Source organism: Paraburkholderia sp. EG286A (genome assembly GCF_040965375.1).
Classification (GTDB): domain Bacteria; phylum Pseudomonadota; class Gammaproteobacteria; order Burkholderiales; family Burkholderiaceae; genus Paraburkholderia.
On sequence record NZ_JBFRCB010000013.1, the window covers coordinates 126,547 to 145,537 of the forward strand.

The following is an 18,991-nucleotide window of genomic DNA, read 5'->3' on the forward strand; positions in this document are numbered from 1 at the left end:
TATTACCAGCTCGCCTTGGTGATGCCAGGGATCTCACCACGGAACGCGATTTCACGAATCTTGTTACGTGCGAGACCGAATTTGCGGAACGTGCCACGCGGACGACCCGTGAGCGCGCAGCGGTTACGCTTGCGAGTCGGGTTCGAGTTGCGGGGCAGTTGTTGCAGTTCCAGGCGAGCCGAATAGCGCTCTTCTTCCGACTTGCTTTGGTCGTCGATGATCGCCTTCAGCGCTGCGCGCTTCGGCGCGAATTTCGCTGCCAGACGAGCGCGCTTCTTTTCACGTTCGATCAGTGCCAGTTTAGCCACGGTAACCTCAGTTTCTGAACGGGAACTTGAAGCCGGCGAGCAGTGCCTTTGCTTCTTCGTCGGTCTTCGCGGTCGTCGTGATGCTGATGTTCAGCCCACGCAGCGCGTCGATCTTGTCGTAGTCGATTTCGGGGAAAATGATCTGCTCTTTCACACCGATGTTGTAGTTACCACGGCCGTCGAATGCCTTGCCCGACACGCCACGGAAGTCGCGCACGCGGGGCAGCGCAACCGTCACGAAACGGTCCAGGAATTCGTACATGGCATTGCCACGCAGCGTAACCATCGTGCCGATCGGGTAGCCTTCGCGAATCTTGAAGCCGGCGATTGCCTTGCGCGACTTCGTGATGACGGGCTTCTGGCCGGCGATCTTCGTGAGGTCGCCAACGGCGTGCTCGAGGACCTTCTTGTCAGCGACGGCTTCACCAACACCCATGTTCAGGGTGATCTTGGTGAGGCGCGGCACTTCCATGACCGACTTGTAACCGAACTTCTCGATCAGGCCAGGAACGACCTTCTCTTTATAAAATTCTTGCAAACGTGCCATTTTTTACTCCGCAGCGTCAGGCGCTCAGAACAGCACCGGTCGTCTTCAGGAAACGAACCTTCTTGTCCCCTTCGACCTTGATGCCCACGCGCGACGGCTTACCGTTCGCGTCGACCAGTGCGACGTTCGAGATAGCCAGCGGCATTGCCTTGGCTTCCACGCCACCCGTCGTACCCTTCATGGGGTTCGGCTTCACATGCTTCTTCGCGATGTTGATGCCTTCGACAGTGACGCGCTCTTCGCCGATGGCCAGCACGACGCCGCGCTTGCCCTTATCTTTGCCGGTAACGACGATAACTTCGTCACCCTTGCGAATCTTGTTCATCGCGGCTCCTTACAGCACTTCCGGCGCCAGCGAAACGATCTTCATGAATCGTTCGCTACGCAGCTCACGCGTAACCGGCCCGAAGATACGGGTGCCGATCGGCTCAAGCTTGGTATTCAAAAGCACGGCGGCGTTGCCATCGAACTTGATCAGCGAGCCGTCTTGACGGCGCACGCCCTTCGCAGTGCGAACCACAACAGCGTTGTAGATTTCGCCCTTCTTTACGCGCCCGCGCGGCGTTGCTTCCTTGACGCTCACCTTGATGATGTCGCCAATGCTGGCATAACGACGCTTCGAGCCGCCGAGCACCTTGATGCACAGGACTTCACGTGCACCCGTGTTGTCGGCTACTTCAAGCCGAGTTTCGGTCTGGATCATGGTTTATCTTTCCCAACTTAATCCGGTCGCGCCACCATGGCACATCCGGTCAGTCTTGGTCCCGTCAGCCGCGCCGCCACTAGAACGACCGCTCAGCTGCTTGGGTAAGAACAGCAGCGACGGCAAACGAAACCGGCCATCGCATTCCGGTGAATCTTGCTAACCCGGACTGGCGTCCGGATCTGCTTCCCCACCTATTTCCGCCTGCCGCTTTGCCAACAGCAAACCCATAAAGAGGGAAGACCAAGACTATAACTCGATAATCTTGGTCTAGCAAGCGAAATCTTCAGCGATTTCAATTACTTCTACACCCCGGGAAGTTGCTCCCCGGGGTGTTGCGCCACTTTTAGATGACGCGTGCTGCTTCGATCAGCTTCGACACGGTCCAGGCCTTCGTCTTCGAGAGAGGACGGGTTTCCTGGATTTCCACGAGGTCACCCTCGTTGTACGTGTTCGCTTCGTCGTGAGCGTGGTACTTCTTCGACTGCACGACGTACTTGCCGTAGATCGGGTGCTTGACGCGGCGCTCGACCAGGACGGTGACCGTCTTGTCCATCTTGTTGCTGACGACCTTGCCGACCAGCGTCCGCTTAAGCGAGGTTTTCACGCTTTCGTTCATTTCTGGTTCGCCTTCTGAGTCAGGACGGTCCGCACACGTGCGATGTCGCGACGAACCTTCTTCAGCTGGCTCGTGTTCGTGAGCTGCTGGGTCGCGAGTTGCATGCGCAGGCCGAATTGCGCCTTCAAGAGGTCCGACAGCTCTTTGTCGAGCGCGGCCTTGTCTTTCTGAAGAAGTTCAGATGCCTTCATCAATCACTCCTTAGGCGCCGAGCTGGCGAACCATGAAGACCGTCTTCAGCGGCAGCTTGGCTGCAGCCAGACGGAAGGCTTCACGGGCCAGTTCTTCGGACACACCATCCATTTCATACAGCATCTTGCCCGGCTGAATCTCGGCGACGTAGTACTCAGGGTTACCCTTACCGTTACCCATACGCACTTCCGCCGGCTTTTGCGAGATCGGCTTGTCCGGGAAGATACGGATCCAGATGCGGCCGCCACGCTTGATGTGACGCGTCATTGCACGACGCGCTGCTTCAATCTGACGCGCGGTCAGGCGACCACGACCGATAGCCTTCAGACCATATTCACCGAACGAAACGGCGTTGCCGCGCGTTGCGATACCGGTGTTACGACCCTTCTGCTCTTTGCGATACTTCCTGCGTTTCGGTTGCAGCATCGTTATTCTCCACTCTTGCCGTCACCGCCGGCGCCACGGCGCGGTGCGCCACGACGGGCACCCGGTGCGCCTTCGCCATCACGGCGCGGACGACGATCGCCCGGACGCGCATTGCGGCGCGGACGCTTTTCTTCGGCGACTTCTTCCACCACCGGTGCGTCGTTGCGGCCGAGCGTGTCGCCCTTGTAGACCCAAACCTTCACGCCGATGATGCCGTACGTCGTCTTCGCTTCCGAGGTTGCGTAGTCGATGTCGGCACGCAGCGTGTGAAGCGGCACTCGACCTTCGCGGTACCACTCGGTACGTGCGATTTCGATACCGTTCAGACGGCCGGCGCTCATGATCTTGATGCCCTGGGCACCCAGACGCATTGCGTTCTGCATCGCGCGCTTCATTGCGCGACGGAACATGATGCGGCGCTCGAGCTGCTGCGTGATCGAATCGGCGATCAGTTGAGCATCGGTTTCCGGCTTGCGGATTTCTTCGATGTTCACGTGAACCGGAACGCCCATGCGCTTCTGGAGTTCGGCCTTGAGGAGTTCGATGTCCTCGCCCTTCTTGCCGATCACCACACCCGGGCGCGAGCTGTAAATCGTGATGCGAGCGTTCTTTGCCGGACGCTCGATCACAACACGGCCCACCGAAGCGTTCTTCAGCTTCTTCTTCAGGTATTCACGAACACCGATGTCTTCCTTCAACATCGCCGCGAAATTGTTGTTGTTCGCGTACCAACGCGAAGCCCAATTGCGGCTGACGGCCAAACGGAAGCCAGTCGGATGAATTTTCTGTCCCATCGTATGGCTCCTTAATTCCCGACCGTCACAGTGATGTGACAGGATTGCTTCTCGATGCGGTTGCCGCGGCCCTTGGCGCGCGCGGTGAAACGCTTCAGCGAAGCTGCCTTGTCGACGTAGATGCTCTTGATCTTGAGCTCGTCGATATCAGCACCTTCGTTGTGTTCCGCGTTTGCGATCGCCGAGAGCACAACCTTTTTCACGATGCCAGCCGCTTTCTTCGGCGAGAACGTCAGAACGTTCAGTGCCTTGTCGACCGGCAGACCGCGGATCTGGTCAGCCACAAGGCGCGTCTTCTGCGCCGAGATGCGGGCACCGCGATGAATTGCCTTCACTTCCATCTTGATTGCCCCTTATTTCTTGGCCTTCTTGTCGGCCGCGTGACCCTTGAACGTACGGGTCAGTGCGAACTCGCCAAGCTTGTGGCCGACCATGTTTTCCGTGACATACACGGGAACGTGTTGACGGCCGTTGTGCACGGCGATCGTCAGGCCGATGAAATCCGGCAGGATCGTCGAGCGACGCGACCAGGTCTTGATCGGTTTCTTGTCACGCGATGCTGCAGCCGCCTCAACCTTCTTCAGCAAATGGGCGTCGCAGAACGGACCTTTCTTAATAGAACGTGCCATTGCCTACTCCTTAACGCTTGTGACGGCGCTGGACGATCATGCTCGTCGTGCGCTTGTTGCTGCGGGTGCGATAGCCCTTCGTCGGCGTGCCCCACGGGCTCACCGGGTCGCGACCAGCCGCAGTCTTGCCTTCGCCACCACCGTGCGGGTGGTCGACCGGGTTCATTGCAACGCCACGGACCGTCGGGCGGATACCGCGCCAGCGGTTCGCGCCAGCCTTACCGATTTGACGGAGGCTGTGCTCTTCGTTGCCGACTTCACCGATCGTTGCGCGGCATTCAACGTGCACGCGGCGGATTTCGCCCGAACGCAGACGAACCTGCGCGTAGACGCCTTCGCGTGCCAGCAGCATTGCCGACGTGCCAGCCGAACGCGCCATTTGCGCGCCCTTGCCCGGCAGCATTTCGATGCAGTGGATCGTCGTACCGACCGGAATGTTGCGGATCGGCAGCGTGTTGCCTGCACGGATCGGCGCTTCCGAACCCGACATCAGCTGCGTGCCAACCGTCACGCCCTTCGGCGCGATGATGTAGCGGCGCTCGCCGTCTGCGTAAAGAACCAGCGCAATGTTCGCGCTACGGTTCGGGTCATACTCGAGACGCTCCACCTTCGCGGGGATGCCATCCTTCGTACGACGGAAATCGATCACACGGTAGTGCTGCTTGTGACCGCCACCCTGGTGACGCGTCGTGATGCGACCGTTGTTGTTACGGCCAGCCGTCGAGGACTTCTTTTCGAGCAGCGCCGCGAACGGTGCGCCCTTATGGAGGTCCTTGTTGACGATCTTGACCATCGCGCGGCGACCCGGCGAGGTCGGCTTAACTTTCACGATTGCCATGATTACTTGGCCTCCGCTTCAAAGTTGATTTCCTGGCCGGGCTTCAGGCAGACATACGCCTTCTTCACGTCCTTGCGCTTGCCGTTGAAGCGGCCAAAGCGCTTGGCTTTGCCCTTCTGGACCAGCACGTTGACGGACTCGACTTCCACCTTGAACAGCAGCTCGACAGCAGCCTTGACTTCCTGCTTGTTCGCGTCCGGCGCGACTTCGAAGACGACTTGCTCGTTCTTCTCCGCAACCAGCGTCGCCTTTTCGGAGATCACCGGTGCGAGCAGGACCTGCATCAAACGATGATCGTTCTTGCGAATCTCGCTCATGACAGCAACTCCTCGATCTGGGCGACCGCTGCCTTCGTGATCAGGATCTTCTTGAAGTAGATCAGCGAGAGCGGGTCGGCAAAACGCGGCTCAACGACTGCCACGTGGGGCAGGTTGCGCGACGCGAGATACAGGTTCTCGTCGACCGTGTCGGTGATGACCAGCACGGATTCGAGACCCATGGCCTTGAACTTTTCGGCCAGCAGCTTCGTCTTCGGCGCTTCGAGCGAGAGCTCTTCCACGACCGAGATGCGGCCTTCTCGGGCCAGCTGCGAGAAGATCGAGCAGAGGCCTGCGCGATGCATCTTCTTGTTGACCTTGTGCGAGAAGTTTTCTTCCGGCGAATTCGGGAAGATGCGACCACCGCCGCGCCACAGCGGGCTCGACGACATACCGGCACGAGCGCGGCCCGTACCCTTCTGACGCCACGGCTTCTTGGTGGTGTGCTTGACCTGTTCGCGGTCCTTCTGCGCGCGGTTACCGCTGCGCGCGTTCGCCTGGTAGGCGACAACGATCTGGTGGATCAGCGCTTCGTTGTAGTCACGGCCGAACACGACGTCCGACGCGTTAACCGCTGCGCCTTCCTGACCATTAGCGTTCAGGAGCTTGAGTTCCATTATTGCGCTCCTTTCTTGGCGCGCGCCTTGACGGCGGGCGTCACGAAAACCTTGCCGCCCTTTGCACCCGGCACGGCACCCTTGACCAGCAGCAGCTTGCGCTCTGCGTCGATACGGGCGATTTCGAGGTTTTGCACCGTCACGGTTTCGTCACCCATGTGACCGGTCATGCGCTTGCCCGGGAACACGCGACCCGGATCCTGCGCCATACCGATCGAGCCCGGCACATTGTGCGAGCGCGAGTTACCGTGCGAAGCACGACCCGAAGCGAAGTTGTAACGCTTGATGGTACCGGCGTAGCCCTTACCGATCGAGGTGCCTTGCACGTCGATCTTCTGGCCTTCTTCGAAGAGTTCCACACCGATCACGGCGCCAGCGGACAGTTCGGCGGCCTTAGCGGCGTCGATCTGGAATTCCTTGAGGATTTCACCGGCTTGAACGCCAGCTTTGGCGAGATGACCTGCGAGCGGCTTCGTCACGCGCGATGCACGGCGCGTACCGAAAGTAACCTGCACGGCCGTGTAGCCGTCGGTTTCTACAGTCTTGATCTGCGTCACGCGGTTGTCGGACACGTCCAGCACGGTCACGGGAATCGAATCCCCTTCGGCCGTGAAGATACGGGTCATGCCAACCTTGCGACCTACGAGTCCAAGGCTCATCGTTTTCTCCATTCCCGACTGCGATTGGTCGGGGCTAATTTACAAAGTACCGGCGCGTTTACGAGGTAAAGGCTCGAAGGGACACACCGATTTTTTGCGCAAACGCGCGAAAAGACGTCAAGTATAACGTCCTTTCTCGATTTCCGCAAGCAATCAAAGACTTAGCGCCACCCGAAGATTCTGGCGGCGCTGGAGACTCTTACTGCAGCTTGATTTCGACGTCCACGCCAGCCGGGAGGTCCAGCTTCATCAGCGCGTCAACGGTCTTGTCCGTCGGGTCGACGATGTCCATCAGGCGCAGGTGCGTGCGGATTTCGAGCTGATCGCGCGACGTCTTGTTGACGTGCGGCGAACGCAGGATGTCGAAACGCTGGATACGCGTCGGCAGCGGCACCGGACCGCGGACGATGGCGCCCGTGCGCTTCGCCGTATCGACGATTTCAGCAGCCGACTGGTCGATCAGACGGTAGTCGAAAGCCTTCAGACGGATACGGATTTTTTGGTTCTGCATGATGATTCCTTGAAAAGAGCGAGGCGGACTTGCGCCGCCAGACGATATAAAGAGCGCAGGACCACCCTGCGGCAAGGCGCCGCGAGGTGGTCCCTGGGTACATCAACTTCTACAGCGAGCCGAGTATTCTACTCGATTTACTCGATGATCTTTGCAACCACGCCGGCGCCGACGGTACGGCCACCTTCGCGGATTGCGAAGCGCAGACCTTCTTCCATCGCGATCGGAGCGATCAGCTTCACCGTGATCGACACGTTGTCGCCCGGCATGACCATTTCCTTGTCCTTCGGCAGCTCGATCGAGCCCGTCACGTCCGTCGTACGGAAGTAGAACTGCGGACGGTAGTTGTTGAAGAACGGCGTGTGACGGCCGCCTTCGTCCTTGCTCAGCACGTACACTTCAGCCGTGAAGTGCGTGTGCGGCGTGATCGAACCCGGCTTGGCCAGCACCTGGCCACGCTCCACGTCTTCACGCTTCGTGCCGCGCAGCAGGATACCCACGTTGTCGCCTGCCTGACCCTGGTCGAGCAGCTTGCGGAACATTTCCACGCCCGTGCAGGTCGTCTTCACCGTCGGCTTGATACCGACGATTTCGATTTCCTCGCCGACCTTGACGATGCCGCGCTCAACGCGACCCGTCACCACCGTGCCGCGACCCGAGATCGAGAACACGTCTTCCACCGGCATCAGGAAGGCGCCGTCAACTGCGCGCTCCGGCGTCGGGATGTACGTGTCCAGTGCGTCGGCCAGGTTCATGATCGCCACTTCACCCAGTTCGCCCTTGTCGCCTTCCAGCGCCAGCTTGGCCGAACCCTTGATGATCGGCGTGTCGTCGCCCGGGAAGTCGTACTTCGACAGGAGCTCGCGCACTTCCATTTCGACCAGCTCGAGCAGCTCGGCGTCGTCGACCATGTCGCACTTGTTCAGGAACACGATGATGTAAGGCACGCCGACCTGACGGGCGAGCAGGATGTGCTCACGCGTTTGCGGCATCGGGCCGTCAGCGGCCGAGCACACCAGGATGGCGCCGTCCATCTGTGCCGCGCCCGTGATCATGTTCTTCACGTAGTCAGCGTGGCCCGGGCAGTCGACGTGTGCGTAGTGGCGGTTAGCCGTTTCGTACTCGACGTGCGCGGTGTTGATGGTAATACCACGTGCCTTTTCTTCCGGCGCCGCGTCGATCTGGTCGTACGCCTTCGCTTCGCCGCCGAACTTGGCGGTCAGAACCGTCGTGATCGCTGCCGTCAGCGTGGTCTTGCCGTGGTCAACGTGACCGATCGTGCCCACGTTCACGTGCGGCTTGGTCCGTTCGAATTTACCTTTTGCCATGTTTCTCTTCTTTCAAAAAAGTGATGAATCGGTGACTGTGCTACGCGGGCCCAGCCCATGCCGGGCCCGCTGCGTGCTCAAATGAGCGCCGATGCTTACTTCGCCTTCGCGCTGATGATCGCGTCGGCCACGTTACGCGGTGCTTCTGCGTAGTGCTTGAATTCCATCGTGTACGTTGCACGACCTTGCGTCAGCGAGCGCAGCGACGTCGAGTAGCCGAACATTTCCGACAGCGGCACTTCAGCGCGAACGATCTTGCCGCCGCCAACCATGTCTTCCATGCCCTGGACGATACCGCGACGGCCCGACAGGTCGCCCATCACGTTGCCCATGTAGTCTTCCGGCGTTTCGACTTCCACAGCCATCATCGGTTCGAGGATGACCGGCTGCGCCTTGCGCATTGCTTCCTTGAACGCCATCGAACCAGCCATGCGGAACGCATTTTCGTTCGAGTCAACATCGTGGTACGAACCGAACGTCAGGTGAACCTTCACGTCGACGACCGGGAAGCCCGCCAGCACGCCAGCCTTCAGCGTTTCCTGGATACCCTTGTCCACCGCCGGGATGAATTCGCGCGGAATCACACCGCCCTTGATCTCATCCAGGAACTCGTAGCCCTTGCCCTGCTCGTTCGGCTCAAGCGTGATGACAGCGTGACCGAACTGGCCGCGACCGCCCGACTGCTTGACGAACTTGCCTTCGACGTCCTTCGCCGTGGCGCGGATCGTTTCGCGGTATGCAACCTGCGGCTTGCCGACGGTCGCTTCCACGTTGAATTCGCGCTTCATGCGGTCGACCAGAATTTCGAGGTGGAGCTCGCCCATGCCCGAAATGATGGTCTGGCCCGATTCCTCGTCCGTCTGGACGCGGAACGACGGGTCTTCCTGCGCCAGGCGGTTCAGGGCAAGGCCCATCTTTTCCTGGTCAGCCTTGGTCTTCGGCTCGACGGCCTGCGAAATCACCGGCTCCGGGAACACCATGCGTTCCAGGATGATCGGGTTTTGCGGGTCGCACAGCGTGTCGCCCGTGGTTGCTTCCTTCAGGCCAACGGCTGCGGCGATGTCGCCTGCACGAACTTCCTTGATTTCTTCACGGTTGTTCGCGTGCATCTGCAGAATACGGCCGAGGCGTTCCTTCTTGCCCTTGGTCGAGTTCAGCACGGTGTCACCCGAGTTGACGACGCCCGAGTACGCGCGGAAGAAGATCAGCTGGCCGACGAACGGGTCGGTCATGATCTTGAACGCGAGTGCCGAGAACTTCTCGTCGTCGGATGCGCGGCGCTCTGCCTTCTCGCCGTTTTCGAGTTCGCCCGTGACCGGGGGAATGTCCACCGGCGACGGCAGGAAGTCGATCACGGCGTCGAGCATACGCTGCACGCCCTTGTTCTTGAACGCGGTGCCGCACAGCATCGGCTGGATTTCGCAAGCGATGGTCCGGTCGCGGATCGCCTTGACGATTTCCGCTTCGGACAGCTCTTCGCCGCCGAGGTACTTTTCCATCAGCTCTTCGCTGGCTTCAGCAGCCGACTCGATCATCTTTTCGCGCCACTCGTTGCACGTGTCAACGAGTTCAGCCGGGATGTCGACGTAGTCGAACTTCGTGCCTTGCGAGGCCTCGTCCCAAATGATCGCCTTCATCTTCAGGAGGTCGACGACGCCCTTGAAGTTTTCTTCCGCGCCGATCGGCACCACGACCGGAACCGGGTTCGCCTTCAGGCGGTTCTTCAGCTGGTCATAGACCTTGAAGAAGTTCGCGCCGGTACGGTCCATCTTGTTGACGAACGCGAGACGGGGAACCTTGTACTTGTTCGCCTGACGCCACACCGTTTCCGACTGCGGCTGCACGCCGCCCACGGCGCAGTAGACCATGCACGCGCCGTCGAGCACGCGCATCGAGCGCTCGACTTCAATCGTGAAGTCGACGTGGCCCGGGGTGTCGATGATGTTGATGCGGTGCTCGGGGTAGTTGCCGCCCATGCCCTTCCAGAACGCGGTCGTAGCAGCGGACGTGATCGTGATACCACGCTCCTGTTCCTGCTCCATCCAGTCCATGGTCGCGGCGCCGTCGTGAACTTCACCAATCTTGTGGTTCACGCCGGTGTAAAACAGAATGCGCTCGGTCGTCGTCGTCTTGCCGGCGTCGATGTGAGCGCTAATACCGATGTTGCGGTAGCGCTCGATAGGAGTCTTGCGTGCCACTTTGATCCTCTATCGGGAGGTGCGCGCCGGATCGATCCCGACCGGGTTGATCCCAACGCGCCTGAACACAAACGGGCGAGGCGCTCGATAAGCGCACCCGCCCGGAATTTTTTCCGTTTTTTGAGCAAGCCCCGGTAAGGGCTTTCTCTTAGAAGCGGAAGTGCGAGAACGCCTTGTTCGCTTCTGCCATCCGGTGAACTTCGTCGCGCTTCTTCATCGCGCCGCCACGGCCTTCGGCCGCTTCGGAGAGTTCACCTGCCAGACGCAGGGCCATCGACTTCTCGCTGCGCTTCTTCGCGGCTTCACGCAGCCAACGCATCGCCAATGCCATACGACGCGAGGGGCGCACTTCGACCGGAACCTGATAGTTCGCACCACCAACGCGGCGGCTCTTCACTTCCACCACCGGCTTCACGTTGTTGAGCGCGACAGTGAACACTTCCAGCGGGTCCTTGCCACCCTTGGTCTGGATCTGTTCGAAAGCGCCGTACACGATACGCTCGGCAACCGACTTCTTGCCGGAGAGCATCAGCACGTTCATGAACTTGGCTACATCAACGTTGCCGAACTTCGGATCCGGCAACACTTCCCGCTTGGGGACTTCGCGACGACGCGGCATGTTTCTTCCTTTAACTTTTCAGTTGAAGCGTGGATTGAACCCTACGCTCCGCGGCCACCAACTAACCCGATTCATCCATTACGACTTACCAGCCTGGTCGGGTGACCACTTACTCGACAGCACCGGCCAATCCGGCACCTGTCGCTTTTATCGCCGGCACTCGAAAGCGCAGACGACGCTTGACTCTTACTTCGCAGCCTTCGCGCGCTTCGCGCCGTACTTCGAACGAGCCTGCTTACGATCCTTGACGCCCTGGGTATCCAGCGAGCCACGAACCATGTGGTAACGCACACCCGGCAAGTCCTTCACACGGCCGCCGCGGATCAGCACGACCGAGTGTTCCTGCAGGTTGTGGCCTTCACCACCGATGTACGAAATGACTTCGAAGCCGTTCGTCAGGCGCACCTTGGCGACCTTACGGAGTGCCGAGTTCGGCTTCTTCGGCGTCGTCGTGTACACACGGGTGCACACGCCGCGACGCTGCGGGCAGTCCTGCAGGGCCGGCGACTTGCTCTTCGTAGCTTCCGAAGCGCGGCCTTTGCGAACCAGTTGATTGATGGTTGGCATTGTTTATTCCTGAAATTGAACAAAATCGACGCATTTATTTCCGGGCAAAGCGGAAAACCATACGTATCGAACTCCGGAACTGGTTATTTGACGTTAGTTTTCGTCAAATCAATTGACGAGCACAGACATCCCAAAGACCGGAACCCAGCATGATATTCCGAAAAGACCAAGCGAGTCAATGGCTTGCGACATTTCGGACGACAGAGGAAGTGACAGCGCCGTGACAATCCGGCGGCGTCCGGAATACCCGGCGGGAAAACGCCGCGCGCTATTCGTCGCCGACGACCTCGACGAGCTCTTCGCCAAAGCGCTCGAGCTTGCGCGCCCCGATGCCCGGGATGTCGCGCAGCTCGTCCACCGACTCCGGGCCGTTGCGCGCGATTTCCGCCAGCGTGGCGTCGTGGAAGATGACGTAGGCCGGCACGCCCTCGCTCTTCGCAGTCTCGGTGCGCCACAGGCGCAGGCGCTCCCAGCGCGAGCGCTGACGCGGGCTCATGCCAAGGGTCGGATCGGCGCGCTCGCTCGTGCGGCTCGACGACGTACGCGTACGCGTGGGCTTCACGTAGCGGCGCATCGTGACATTCTGCTCGCCCTTGAGGACCGCCTTGCTCGCCTCGGTGAGCACGAGCGAGCCGTAGCCGTCATGGTCGACGGTGAGATACCCGAACGCCACCAGTTGCCGGAAGATTGCGCGCCATTCCGGCTCCGAAAGCGCGGAGCCGATGCCGAAGGTCGAGATTTTTTCGTGCCCGCGCTGCAGGATCTTTTCGTTGCGGTTGCCGCGCAGGATATCGATCAGATGGCCGGCACCGAAATTGAAGCCGCTCGCGCGCTGCGCGCGGAACACGCACGAGAGCGCCATTTGCGCCTCACGCGTGGCGTCCCACGTGGCGGGCGGCTCGAGGCAGGTATCGCAGTTGCCGCACGGCCTGCTCTCTTCGCCAAAGTACGCGAGCAGGCGCACGCGCCGGCACGTGGCCGCTTCGCACAGGCCCAGCAGCGCGTCGAGCTTGCCCGTCTGCACGCGCTTGTGCTGCTCGTCGGCCTCGGACTCGTCGATCATCTTGCGCTGCTGCACCACGTCGCCGAGACCGTAGGCCATCCACGCGTTGGCCGCCAGCCCGTCGCGCCCCGCCCGGCCGGTTTCCTGGTAGTAGCCTTCCACGCTCTTGGGCAAATCCAGATGTGCGACGAACCGCACGTCTGGCTTGTCGATGCCCATGCCGAACGCGATGGTGGCGCACATCACCACGCCCTCCTCGCGCTGGAACATCTCCTGGTGCTTCTGGCGCACCTCGAATTCCATGCCGGCGTGGTACGGCAGCGCGCGCAACCCCTGCCCCTTCAACCACTCGGCCGTTTCTTCGACCTTGCGGCGCGAGAGGCAGTAGACGACGCCAGCATCCGAAGTGCCGTCGGCGCGCATGTGCTCCGCGCGGATGAAGTCGAGCAACTGAGAACGCGCGTTGTCCTTCTCGACGATGCGGTAGCGGATGTTCGGCCGGTCGAAGCTCGAGACGAACACACGGGCGTCGTCGAGCGCGAGACGGTGCGCAATCTCGTCGCGTGTGATGGCGTCGGCGGTTGCCGTGAGCGCGATGCGCGGCACGTTCGGAAAGCGCTCGTGCAGCACCGAGAGCTGGATATATTCCGGCCGGAAGTCGTGGCCCCATTGCGAGACGCAGTGTGCTTCGTCGATGGCGAAGAGGCCGATGCGAGTGCGCTCGAGCAGGTCGAGAAAGCGCGACGTCATGAGGCGCTCGGGCGCGACGTAGAGCAGGTCGAGATCGCCTTCGCGCAGCGCCCGCTCGGTCGCCGCCGCTTCGGCGCCGCTCAGCGTCGAGTTGAGATAGGCGGCGCGCACGCCCACTTCCGTGAGCGCGGCCACCTGGTCCTGCATGAGCGCGATGAGCGGCGACACGACGATGCCGGCACCAAGCCCGGCTTCGTGCCGCACGAGCGCGGGAATCTGGTAGCAGAGCGATTTGCCGCCGCCAGTCGGCATGAGCACCAGCGAATCGCCGCCCCCTGCAACGTGCTCGACGATTTCGGCTTGCTGCCCTCTAAACGCGGGATAGCCGAAGACTTCGTTGAGGATTTCGAGGGAACGGGACATGAAAGCGGTGAGCGTGCGGAGCTGAGGCGGTGGGCAGGATTTTACCAACCCGGACGCGCCTTAACCGCCGCTACCGTGAAGATTGGCCATTCGGCCAGGAGAAACCGCGGAAGTCGCGCGCGCAGATCGCGAACGCGAACCACCAGGGTGAAGCGGGTTCGTCAGGCAGCGAGGCGTCGGCGCACGATCCGAAACGCGCCGACGATCGTCACGACGGCCACGATGGCCGCTGCGATCGTGAATGCGCTGGCCCCGAAGAGCACGACGTTGGCGCCGACGAACATCAGCGAGCCGATCGTCAGCAGCGCAGCGCCGCCCTTGACCCTGCCCGCCAGCAGCATGATGAAACCGATGATCAGGAAGGCCCACATCACAAGGAAGGTCGCGAAGAAGTTCGCCGCGGACTGATTGCTGACGTGATGCAGCAGCTGCGAAAAGCTGGCGACACACGCCACCAGATTCAGGATGAGACCGACCCCGACCACCCACATGATTACCGCCTCCAGATTCAGATAAACGCCGCCAGTGTCGTACGAAAAGACCCACACAGGCGGACTTGGCGCGCTACGTTAGCACGCCTCACCGATGTGCGCAGCGAGCGGGCCGGCACTGCGGCACGAGGCCGCAGGCGTAAGCAAGAAACGCGAGCGCCAATAAAAAAGCCGCCCGGTGAAACCAGGCGGCTTTTGCGAGGGCATGTGAGCCCGCAGCGAAAGGAGGCTTGCGCCGCCCCGCGCTTACTCGTCCGTCGTATGCGGCTGTTGCGGCTGCGGCTCGGCGGCCGGGGTTTCCGGCGTACCGAACTCGAACGCTTCTTCCGCTGCGATCTGGTCGAAACGCTCGCGATCCGACGATTCCTTCGCACGGCGCGCCTTGTGGAAGGCGAGACCCGTACCAGCCGGAATCAGACGACCGACAATCACGTTTTCCTTCAGGCCACGCAGATCGTCGCGCTTGCCCATGATCGCCGCTTCGGTCAGCACGCGGGTCGTTTCCTGGAACGATGCCGCCGAGATGAACGAATCGGTCGAGAGCGATGCCTTCGTGATACCCAGCAGCACGTTCTCGTACGTTGCCGGGCGCTTGTCCTCGGCGTTCATCTTGTCGTTTTCGTCCAGCATGTCCGAACGCTCGACCTGCTCGCCCGGGATGAAGCGCGTATCACCGTTGTCGGTGATCTGCACACGACGCAGCATCTGACGCACGATCACTTCGATGTGCTTGTCGTTGATCTTCACGCCCTGCAGACGGTACACGTCCTGCACTTCGTCCACGATGTAACGCGACAGCGCTTCGATACCCTGCAGACGCAGGATGTCGTGCGGATCGGCCGGGCCGTCCACGATCATTTCGCCCTTGTTGACGACCTGACCGTCGTGGACCAGCACCTGCTTTTCCTTCGCGATCAGGAACTCGTGCTGATTGCCTTCGAGGTCCGTGATAACGAGACGCTGCTTGCCCTTCGTGTCCTTACCGAACGACGTCGTACCCGTGACTTCCGCCAGGATACCTGCGTCCTTCGGCGAACGTGCTTCGAACAGTTCCGCCACACGCGGCAGACCACCGGTAATGTCACGCGTCTTCTGGGCTTCGGTCGGGATACGTGCGAGCACTTCACCGACCTGCACCTGCTGACCGTCCTTCACGGTGATCAGTGCGCCGACCTGGAAGCCGATCTGCACCGAATGCTCCGTGCCCGGGATCTTCACTTCGTCGCCGTTCGCGTCGAGCAGCTTGACCTGCGGACGCACGCTCTTCGCCGCCTGCGAACCGCGGCGCTTCACGTCGATCACGACGAGGGTCGACAGACCCGTGACGTCGTCGATCTGCTTGGCCACGGTCACGCCTTCCTCGACGTTCTCGAACTTCACCGTACCACCGTACTCGGTGATGATCGGACGCGTGAGCGGATCCCACGTTGCGAGCTGCGTACCGGCCTTGATCGCTGCGCCATCGAGCTGCAGCAGCGTCGCGCCGTACGGCACCTTGTGACGCTCGCGCTCGCGGCCGTGATCGTCGGCGATGATGGCTTCGCCCGAACGCGAGATGACGACTTGCTCGCCCTTCGCATTCGTGACGTAACGCATCGTCGCCGTGAAGCGCACGGTACCGTTCGACTTGGCTTCCACCGACGAGGCCACTGCCGCACGCGACGCCGCACCACCGATGTGGAACGTACGCATCGTGAGCTGCGTGCCCGGTTCGCCGATCGACTGTGCCGCGATCACGCCGACGGCTTCGCCGACGTTCACGCGCGAGCCACGGCCGAGGTCGCGGCCATAGCACGATGCGCACAGACCGTAACGCGTTTCGCAGGTCAGCGGCGTGCGCACGCGCACTTCGTCGATGCCGAGGCTTTCGATCGTTTCGACCGCGTCTTCGTCGAGCAGGTCGCCCGAAGCGTAGATCGTTTCCTGAGTTTCCGGATTGACGACGTCCGCCACTGCTACGCGGCCGAGAATACGGTCGCGCAGCGCTTCGACGACTTCACCGCCTTCCACGAGGGCCTTCATCGCCACGCCGTTCGACGTGCCGCAATCTTCCTCGACGACCACGAGATCCTGCGTGACGTCGACGAGACGACGCGTCAGGTAACCCGAGTTCGCGGTCTTCAGTGCCGTATCAGCCAGACCCTTACGTGCACCGTGGGTCGAGATGAAGTACTGCAACACGTTCAGACCTTCGCGGAAGTTCGCGGTAATCGGCGTTTCGATAATCGAGCCGTCCGGCTTCGCCATCAGGCCGCGCATACCCGCCAGCTGGCGAATCTGGGTTGCGGAACCCCGCGCGCCCGAGTCGGCCATCATGTAGATCGAGTTGAACGATTCCTGACGCGTTTCCTTGCCGTCGCGGTCGATCACCGGTTCCGTCGCGAGCTGCTCCATCATCGCCTTGCCGACCGCTTCCGACGTGTTCGACCAGATGTCGACCACGTTGTTGTAGCGTTCCTGCGCGGTGACGAGACCCGACATGTACTGACGGTCGTACTCCTTCACCTTCTTCGCGGCTTCGCCGACGATGGTTTCCTTCTGCGGCGGCACGAGCATGTCGTCCACGCAGATCGAAATACCGGCGCGCGTTGCCAGGCGGAAGCCCGACTGCATCAGCTGGTCAGCGAAGATCACCGTTTCGCGCAGACCGCACTTGCGGAATGCCGTGTTGATCAAGCGCGAAATTTCCTTCTTCTTCAGCGGCTTGTTCAGCACCGAGAACGGCAGACCCGGCGGCAGGATTTCCGACAGGATCGAACGGCCGACCGTGGTCGCGTACAGCGAGATCTTCGGCACGAATGCCGGTGCGCCTTCCGACTTGTCCTCGTTGTGGACCATTTCGGTAATACGCACGTTCACGCGCGAGGCCAGCTCGACTTCCTTGTTCTCGTACGCGCGCAGCACTTCCGACACGCCCGTGAACGTCATGCCTTCGCCCTTGCCGTTGATCGCTTCACGCGTGGCGTAGTACAGGCCCAGCACGATATCCTGCGACGGCACGATCGACGGATCGCCGTTGGCCGGGAACAGGACGTTGTTCGACGCGAGCATGAGCGTACGCGCTTCCATCTGCGCTTCGAGCGACAGCGGAACGTGAACGGCCATCTGGTCACCGTCGAAGTCGGCGTTGAACGCCGCGCAAACGAGCGGGTGCAGCTGGATTGCCTTACCTTCGATCAGCACCGGCTCGAAAGCCTGGATGCCAAGACGGTGCAGCGTCGGCGCACGGTTGAGCATGACCGGGTGCTCGCGGATCACCTCTTCGAGGATGTCCCACACCACCGGCGTCTGGTTCTCGACTTCCTTCTTCGCAGCCTTGATGGTCGTGGCAACGCCCATCGTTTCCAGCTTGTTGAAGATGAACGGCTTGAACAGTTCGAGCGCCATCAGCTTCGGCAGACCGCACTGGTGCAGCTTGAGCGTCGGACCCACCACGATGACCGAACGGCCCGAGTAGTCCACGCGCTTGCCCAGCAGGTTCTGACGGAAGCGGCCGCCCTTACCCTTGATCATGTCGGCGAGCGACTTCAGCGGACGCTTGTTCGCGCCCGTCATCGCCTTGCCGCGACGACCGTTGTCGAGCAGCGAGTCCACGGCTTCCTGGAGCATCCGCTTTTCGTTGCGGACGATGATCTCCGGCGCCTTGAGCTCGAGCAGACGCTTCAGACGGTTGTTACGGTTGATGACGCGGCGATACAGATCGTTCAGGTCCGAAGTCGCGAAACGGCCACCGTCCAGCGGCACCAGCGGACGCAGTTCGGGCGGCAGCACCGGCAGCACTTCGAGCACCATCCATTCGGGCTTGATGCCCGAACGCTGGAAGGCCTCGAGCACCTTCAGGCGCTTCGCGTACTTCTTGATCTTCGCTTCCGAGCCGGTGTTCTTCAGCTCGGTGCGCAGCGTCTCGACCTGTTCGTCGATGTTGATCGCGCGCAGCAGTTCGCGCACGCCTTCCGCGCCCATTTCGGCACGGAATTCGTCACCGTACTCTTCGACCTTGTTGTAGTAATCCTCTTCGGTCATGATCTGCCGCGCCTTCAGCGGCGTCATGCCCGGTTCGATCACCACATAGGCTTCGAAGTACAGCACGCGCTCGATGTCGCGCAGCGTCATGTCGAGCACCATGCCCAGACGCGACGGCAGCGACTTCAGGAACCAGATGTGCGCGACCGGCGAGGCCAGCTCGATGTGGCCCATGCGTTCGCGACGCACCTTGGCGAGCGTGACTTCAACGCCGCACTTCTCGCAGATCACGCCACGGTGCTTCAGGCGCTTGTACTTGCCGCACAGGCACTCGTAGTCCTTGATCGGCCCGAAGATCTTCGCGCAGAACAGACCATCCCGTTCCGGCTTGAAGGTACGGTAGTTGATGGTCTCCGGCTTCTTCACTTCGCCGAACGACCACGAGCGGATCTTGTCCGGCGAGGCCAGACCGATCTTGATCGCGTCAAAAACTTCTTCTTGTTGGACTTGCTTGAATAGATCGAGCAGAGCTTTCATTGCCTTCTCTCC

At 61.0% G+C, this 18,991-nt stretch carries 22 protein-coding genes; all 22 read right to left on the reverse strand.

The window, feature by feature from the left end:
* Positions 1–2: 2 nt before the first annotated feature.
* Positions 3–308 carry a 30S ribosomal protein S14 gene (rpsN, locus tag AB4Y35_RS38845; RefSeq protein WP_069268214.1) on the reverse strand — a complete coding sequence of 102 codons (306 nt, stop codon included), beginning with the start codon at positions 306–308 and terminating at the stop codon, positions 3–5.
* A 7-nt stretch (positions 309–315) separates the two neighbouring features.
* Positions 316–855 carry a 50S ribosomal protein L5 gene (gene rplE / locus AB4Y35_RS38850; RefSeq protein WP_069268213.1) on the reverse strand — a complete coding sequence of 180 codons (540 nt, stop codon included), beginning with the start codon at positions 853–855 and terminating at the stop codon, positions 316–318.
* Between the two features lie 16 nt (positions 856–871).
* Positions 872–1,180: a 50S ribosomal protein L24 gene (gene rplX, locus AB4Y35_RS38855; protein ID WP_069268212.1), complete on the reverse strand. Its 309-nt coding sequence runs from the start codon at positions 1,178–1,180 to the stop codon at positions 872–874.
* Between the two features lie 9 nt (positions 1,181–1,189).
* Complete coding sequence (gene rplN, locus AB4Y35_RS38860) at positions 1,190–1,558, reverse strand: 50S ribosomal protein L14 (RefSeq protein ID WP_028206517.1); 369 nt, start codon at positions 1,556–1,558, stop codon at positions 1,190–1,192.
* Positions 1,559–1,904: 346 nt separating this feature from the next.
* On the reverse strand, positions 1,905–2,177 hold the full coding sequence (gene rpsQ, locus AB4Y35_RS38865) for a 30S ribosomal protein S17 (RefSeq protein WP_028206516.1): 273 nt from the start codon (positions 2,175–2,177) through the stop codon (positions 1,905–1,907).
* Positions 2,174–2,368, reverse strand: a complete 195-nt coding sequence (rpmC, locus tag AB4Y35_RS38870) for a 50S ribosomal protein L29 (protein ID WP_028206515.1) — start codon at positions 2,366–2,368, stop codon at positions 2,174–2,176. The genes rpsQ and rpmC overlap by 4 nt, the downstream gene beginning before the upstream one ends.
* A gap of 10 nt (positions 2,369–2,378) precedes the next feature.
* Positions 2,379–2,795 carry a 50S ribosomal protein L16 gene (gene rplP / locus AB4Y35_RS38875; RefSeq protein WP_042269753.1) on the reverse strand — a complete coding sequence of 139 codons (417 nt, stop codon included), beginning with the start codon at positions 2,793–2,795 and terminating at the stop codon, positions 2,379–2,381.
* A 2-nt stretch (positions 2,796–2,797) separates the two neighbouring features.
* A complete protein-coding gene (gene rpsC, locus AB4Y35_RS38880; protein WP_027797287.1) occupies positions 2,798–3,589 on the reverse strand; it encodes a 30S ribosomal protein S3 in 792 nt (263 codons plus the stop codon).
* A gap of 11 nt (positions 3,590–3,600) precedes the next feature.
* A complete protein-coding gene (rplV, locus tag AB4Y35_RS38885) occupies positions 3,601–3,930 on the reverse strand; it encodes a 50S ribosomal protein L22 (RefSeq protein ID WP_004199272.1) in 330 nt (109 codons plus the stop codon).
* A 12-nt stretch (positions 3,931–3,942) separates the two neighbouring features.
* Positions 3,943–4,218: a 30S ribosomal protein S19 gene (gene rpsS, locus AB4Y35_RS38890; RefSeq protein WP_006998484.1), complete on the reverse strand. Its 276-nt coding sequence runs from the start codon at positions 4,216–4,218 to the stop codon at positions 3,943–3,945.
* A 10-nt stretch (positions 4,219–4,228) separates the two neighbouring features.
* Positions 4,229–5,056, reverse strand: a complete 828-nt coding sequence (gene rplB / locus AB4Y35_RS38895; protein WP_069268211.1) for a 50S ribosomal protein L2 — start codon at positions 5,054–5,056, stop codon at positions 4,229–4,231.
* A 2-nt stretch (positions 5,057–5,058) separates the two neighbouring features.
* Positions 5,059–5,373, reverse strand: coding sequence for a 50S ribosomal protein L23 (gene rplW, locus AB4Y35_RS38900; RefSeq protein WP_028206513.1), 315 nt, complete (start codon positions 5,371–5,373; stop codon positions 5,059–5,061).
* Entirely contained in the window at positions 5,370–5,990 is a 621-nt protein-coding gene (rplD, locus tag AB4Y35_RS38905; RefSeq protein ID WP_028213350.1) for a 50S ribosomal protein L4, read from the reverse strand. Before rplD ends, rplW begins: the two co-directional genes overlap by 4 nt.
* Positions 5,990–6,649 (reverse strand): 50S ribosomal protein L3, encoded by a 660-nt coding sequence (gene rplC / locus AB4Y35_RS38910; protein WP_028206511.1) that lies wholly within the window; start codon positions 6,647–6,649, stop codon positions 5,990–5,992. The genes rplD and rplC overlap by 1 nt, the downstream gene beginning before the upstream one ends.
* Positions 6,650–6,848: 199 nt before the next feature.
* Entirely contained in the window at positions 6,849–7,160 is a 312-nt protein-coding gene (gene rpsJ / locus AB4Y35_RS38915; RefSeq protein WP_017777154.1) for a 30S ribosomal protein S10, read from the reverse strand.
* A 137-nt stretch (positions 7,161–7,297) separates the two neighbouring features.
* Positions 7,298–8,488 (reverse strand): elongation factor Tu, encoded by a 1,191-nt coding sequence (tuf, locus tag AB4Y35_RS38920; RefSeq protein WP_028371383.1) that lies wholly within the window; start codon positions 8,486–8,488, stop codon positions 7,298–7,300.
* A 95-nt stretch (positions 8,489–8,583) separates the two neighbouring features.
* On the reverse strand, positions 8,584–10,686 hold the full coding sequence (gene fusA, locus AB4Y35_RS38925; protein WP_368691425.1) for an elongation factor G: 2,103 nt from the start codon (positions 10,684–10,686) through the stop codon (positions 8,584–8,586).
* 148 nt (positions 10,687–10,834) lie between these two features.
* Complete coding sequence (gene rpsG / locus AB4Y35_RS38930) at positions 10,835–11,305, reverse strand: 30S ribosomal protein S7 (protein ID WP_006053291.1); 471 nt, start codon at positions 11,303–11,305, stop codon at positions 10,835–10,837.
* Between the two features lie 186 nt (positions 11,306–11,491).
* Positions 11,492–11,872, reverse strand: a complete 381-nt coding sequence (gene rpsL, locus AB4Y35_RS38935; protein WP_027797953.1) for a 30S ribosomal protein S12 — start codon at positions 11,870–11,872, stop codon at positions 11,492–11,494.
* 268 nt (positions 11,873–12,140) lie between these two features.
* Positions 12,141–13,988, reverse strand: coding sequence for a DNA helicase RecQ (recQ, locus tag AB4Y35_RS38940; RefSeq protein WP_368708575.1), 1,848 nt, complete (start codon positions 13,986–13,988; stop codon positions 12,141–12,143).
* A gap of 161 nt (positions 13,989–14,149) precedes the next feature.
* Positions 14,150–14,479, reverse strand: coding sequence for a hypothetical protein (locus AB4Y35_RS38945; RefSeq protein ID WP_368691423.1), 330 nt, complete (start codon positions 14,477–14,479; stop codon positions 14,150–14,152).
* 246 nt (positions 14,480–14,725) lie between these two features.
* A complete protein-coding gene (rpoC, locus tag AB4Y35_RS38950) occupies positions 14,726–18,979 on the reverse strand; it encodes a DNA-directed RNA polymerase subunit beta' (RefSeq protein WP_368691422.1) in 4,254 nt (1,417 codons plus the stop codon).
* Positions 18,980–18,991 lie beyond the last annotated feature (12 nt).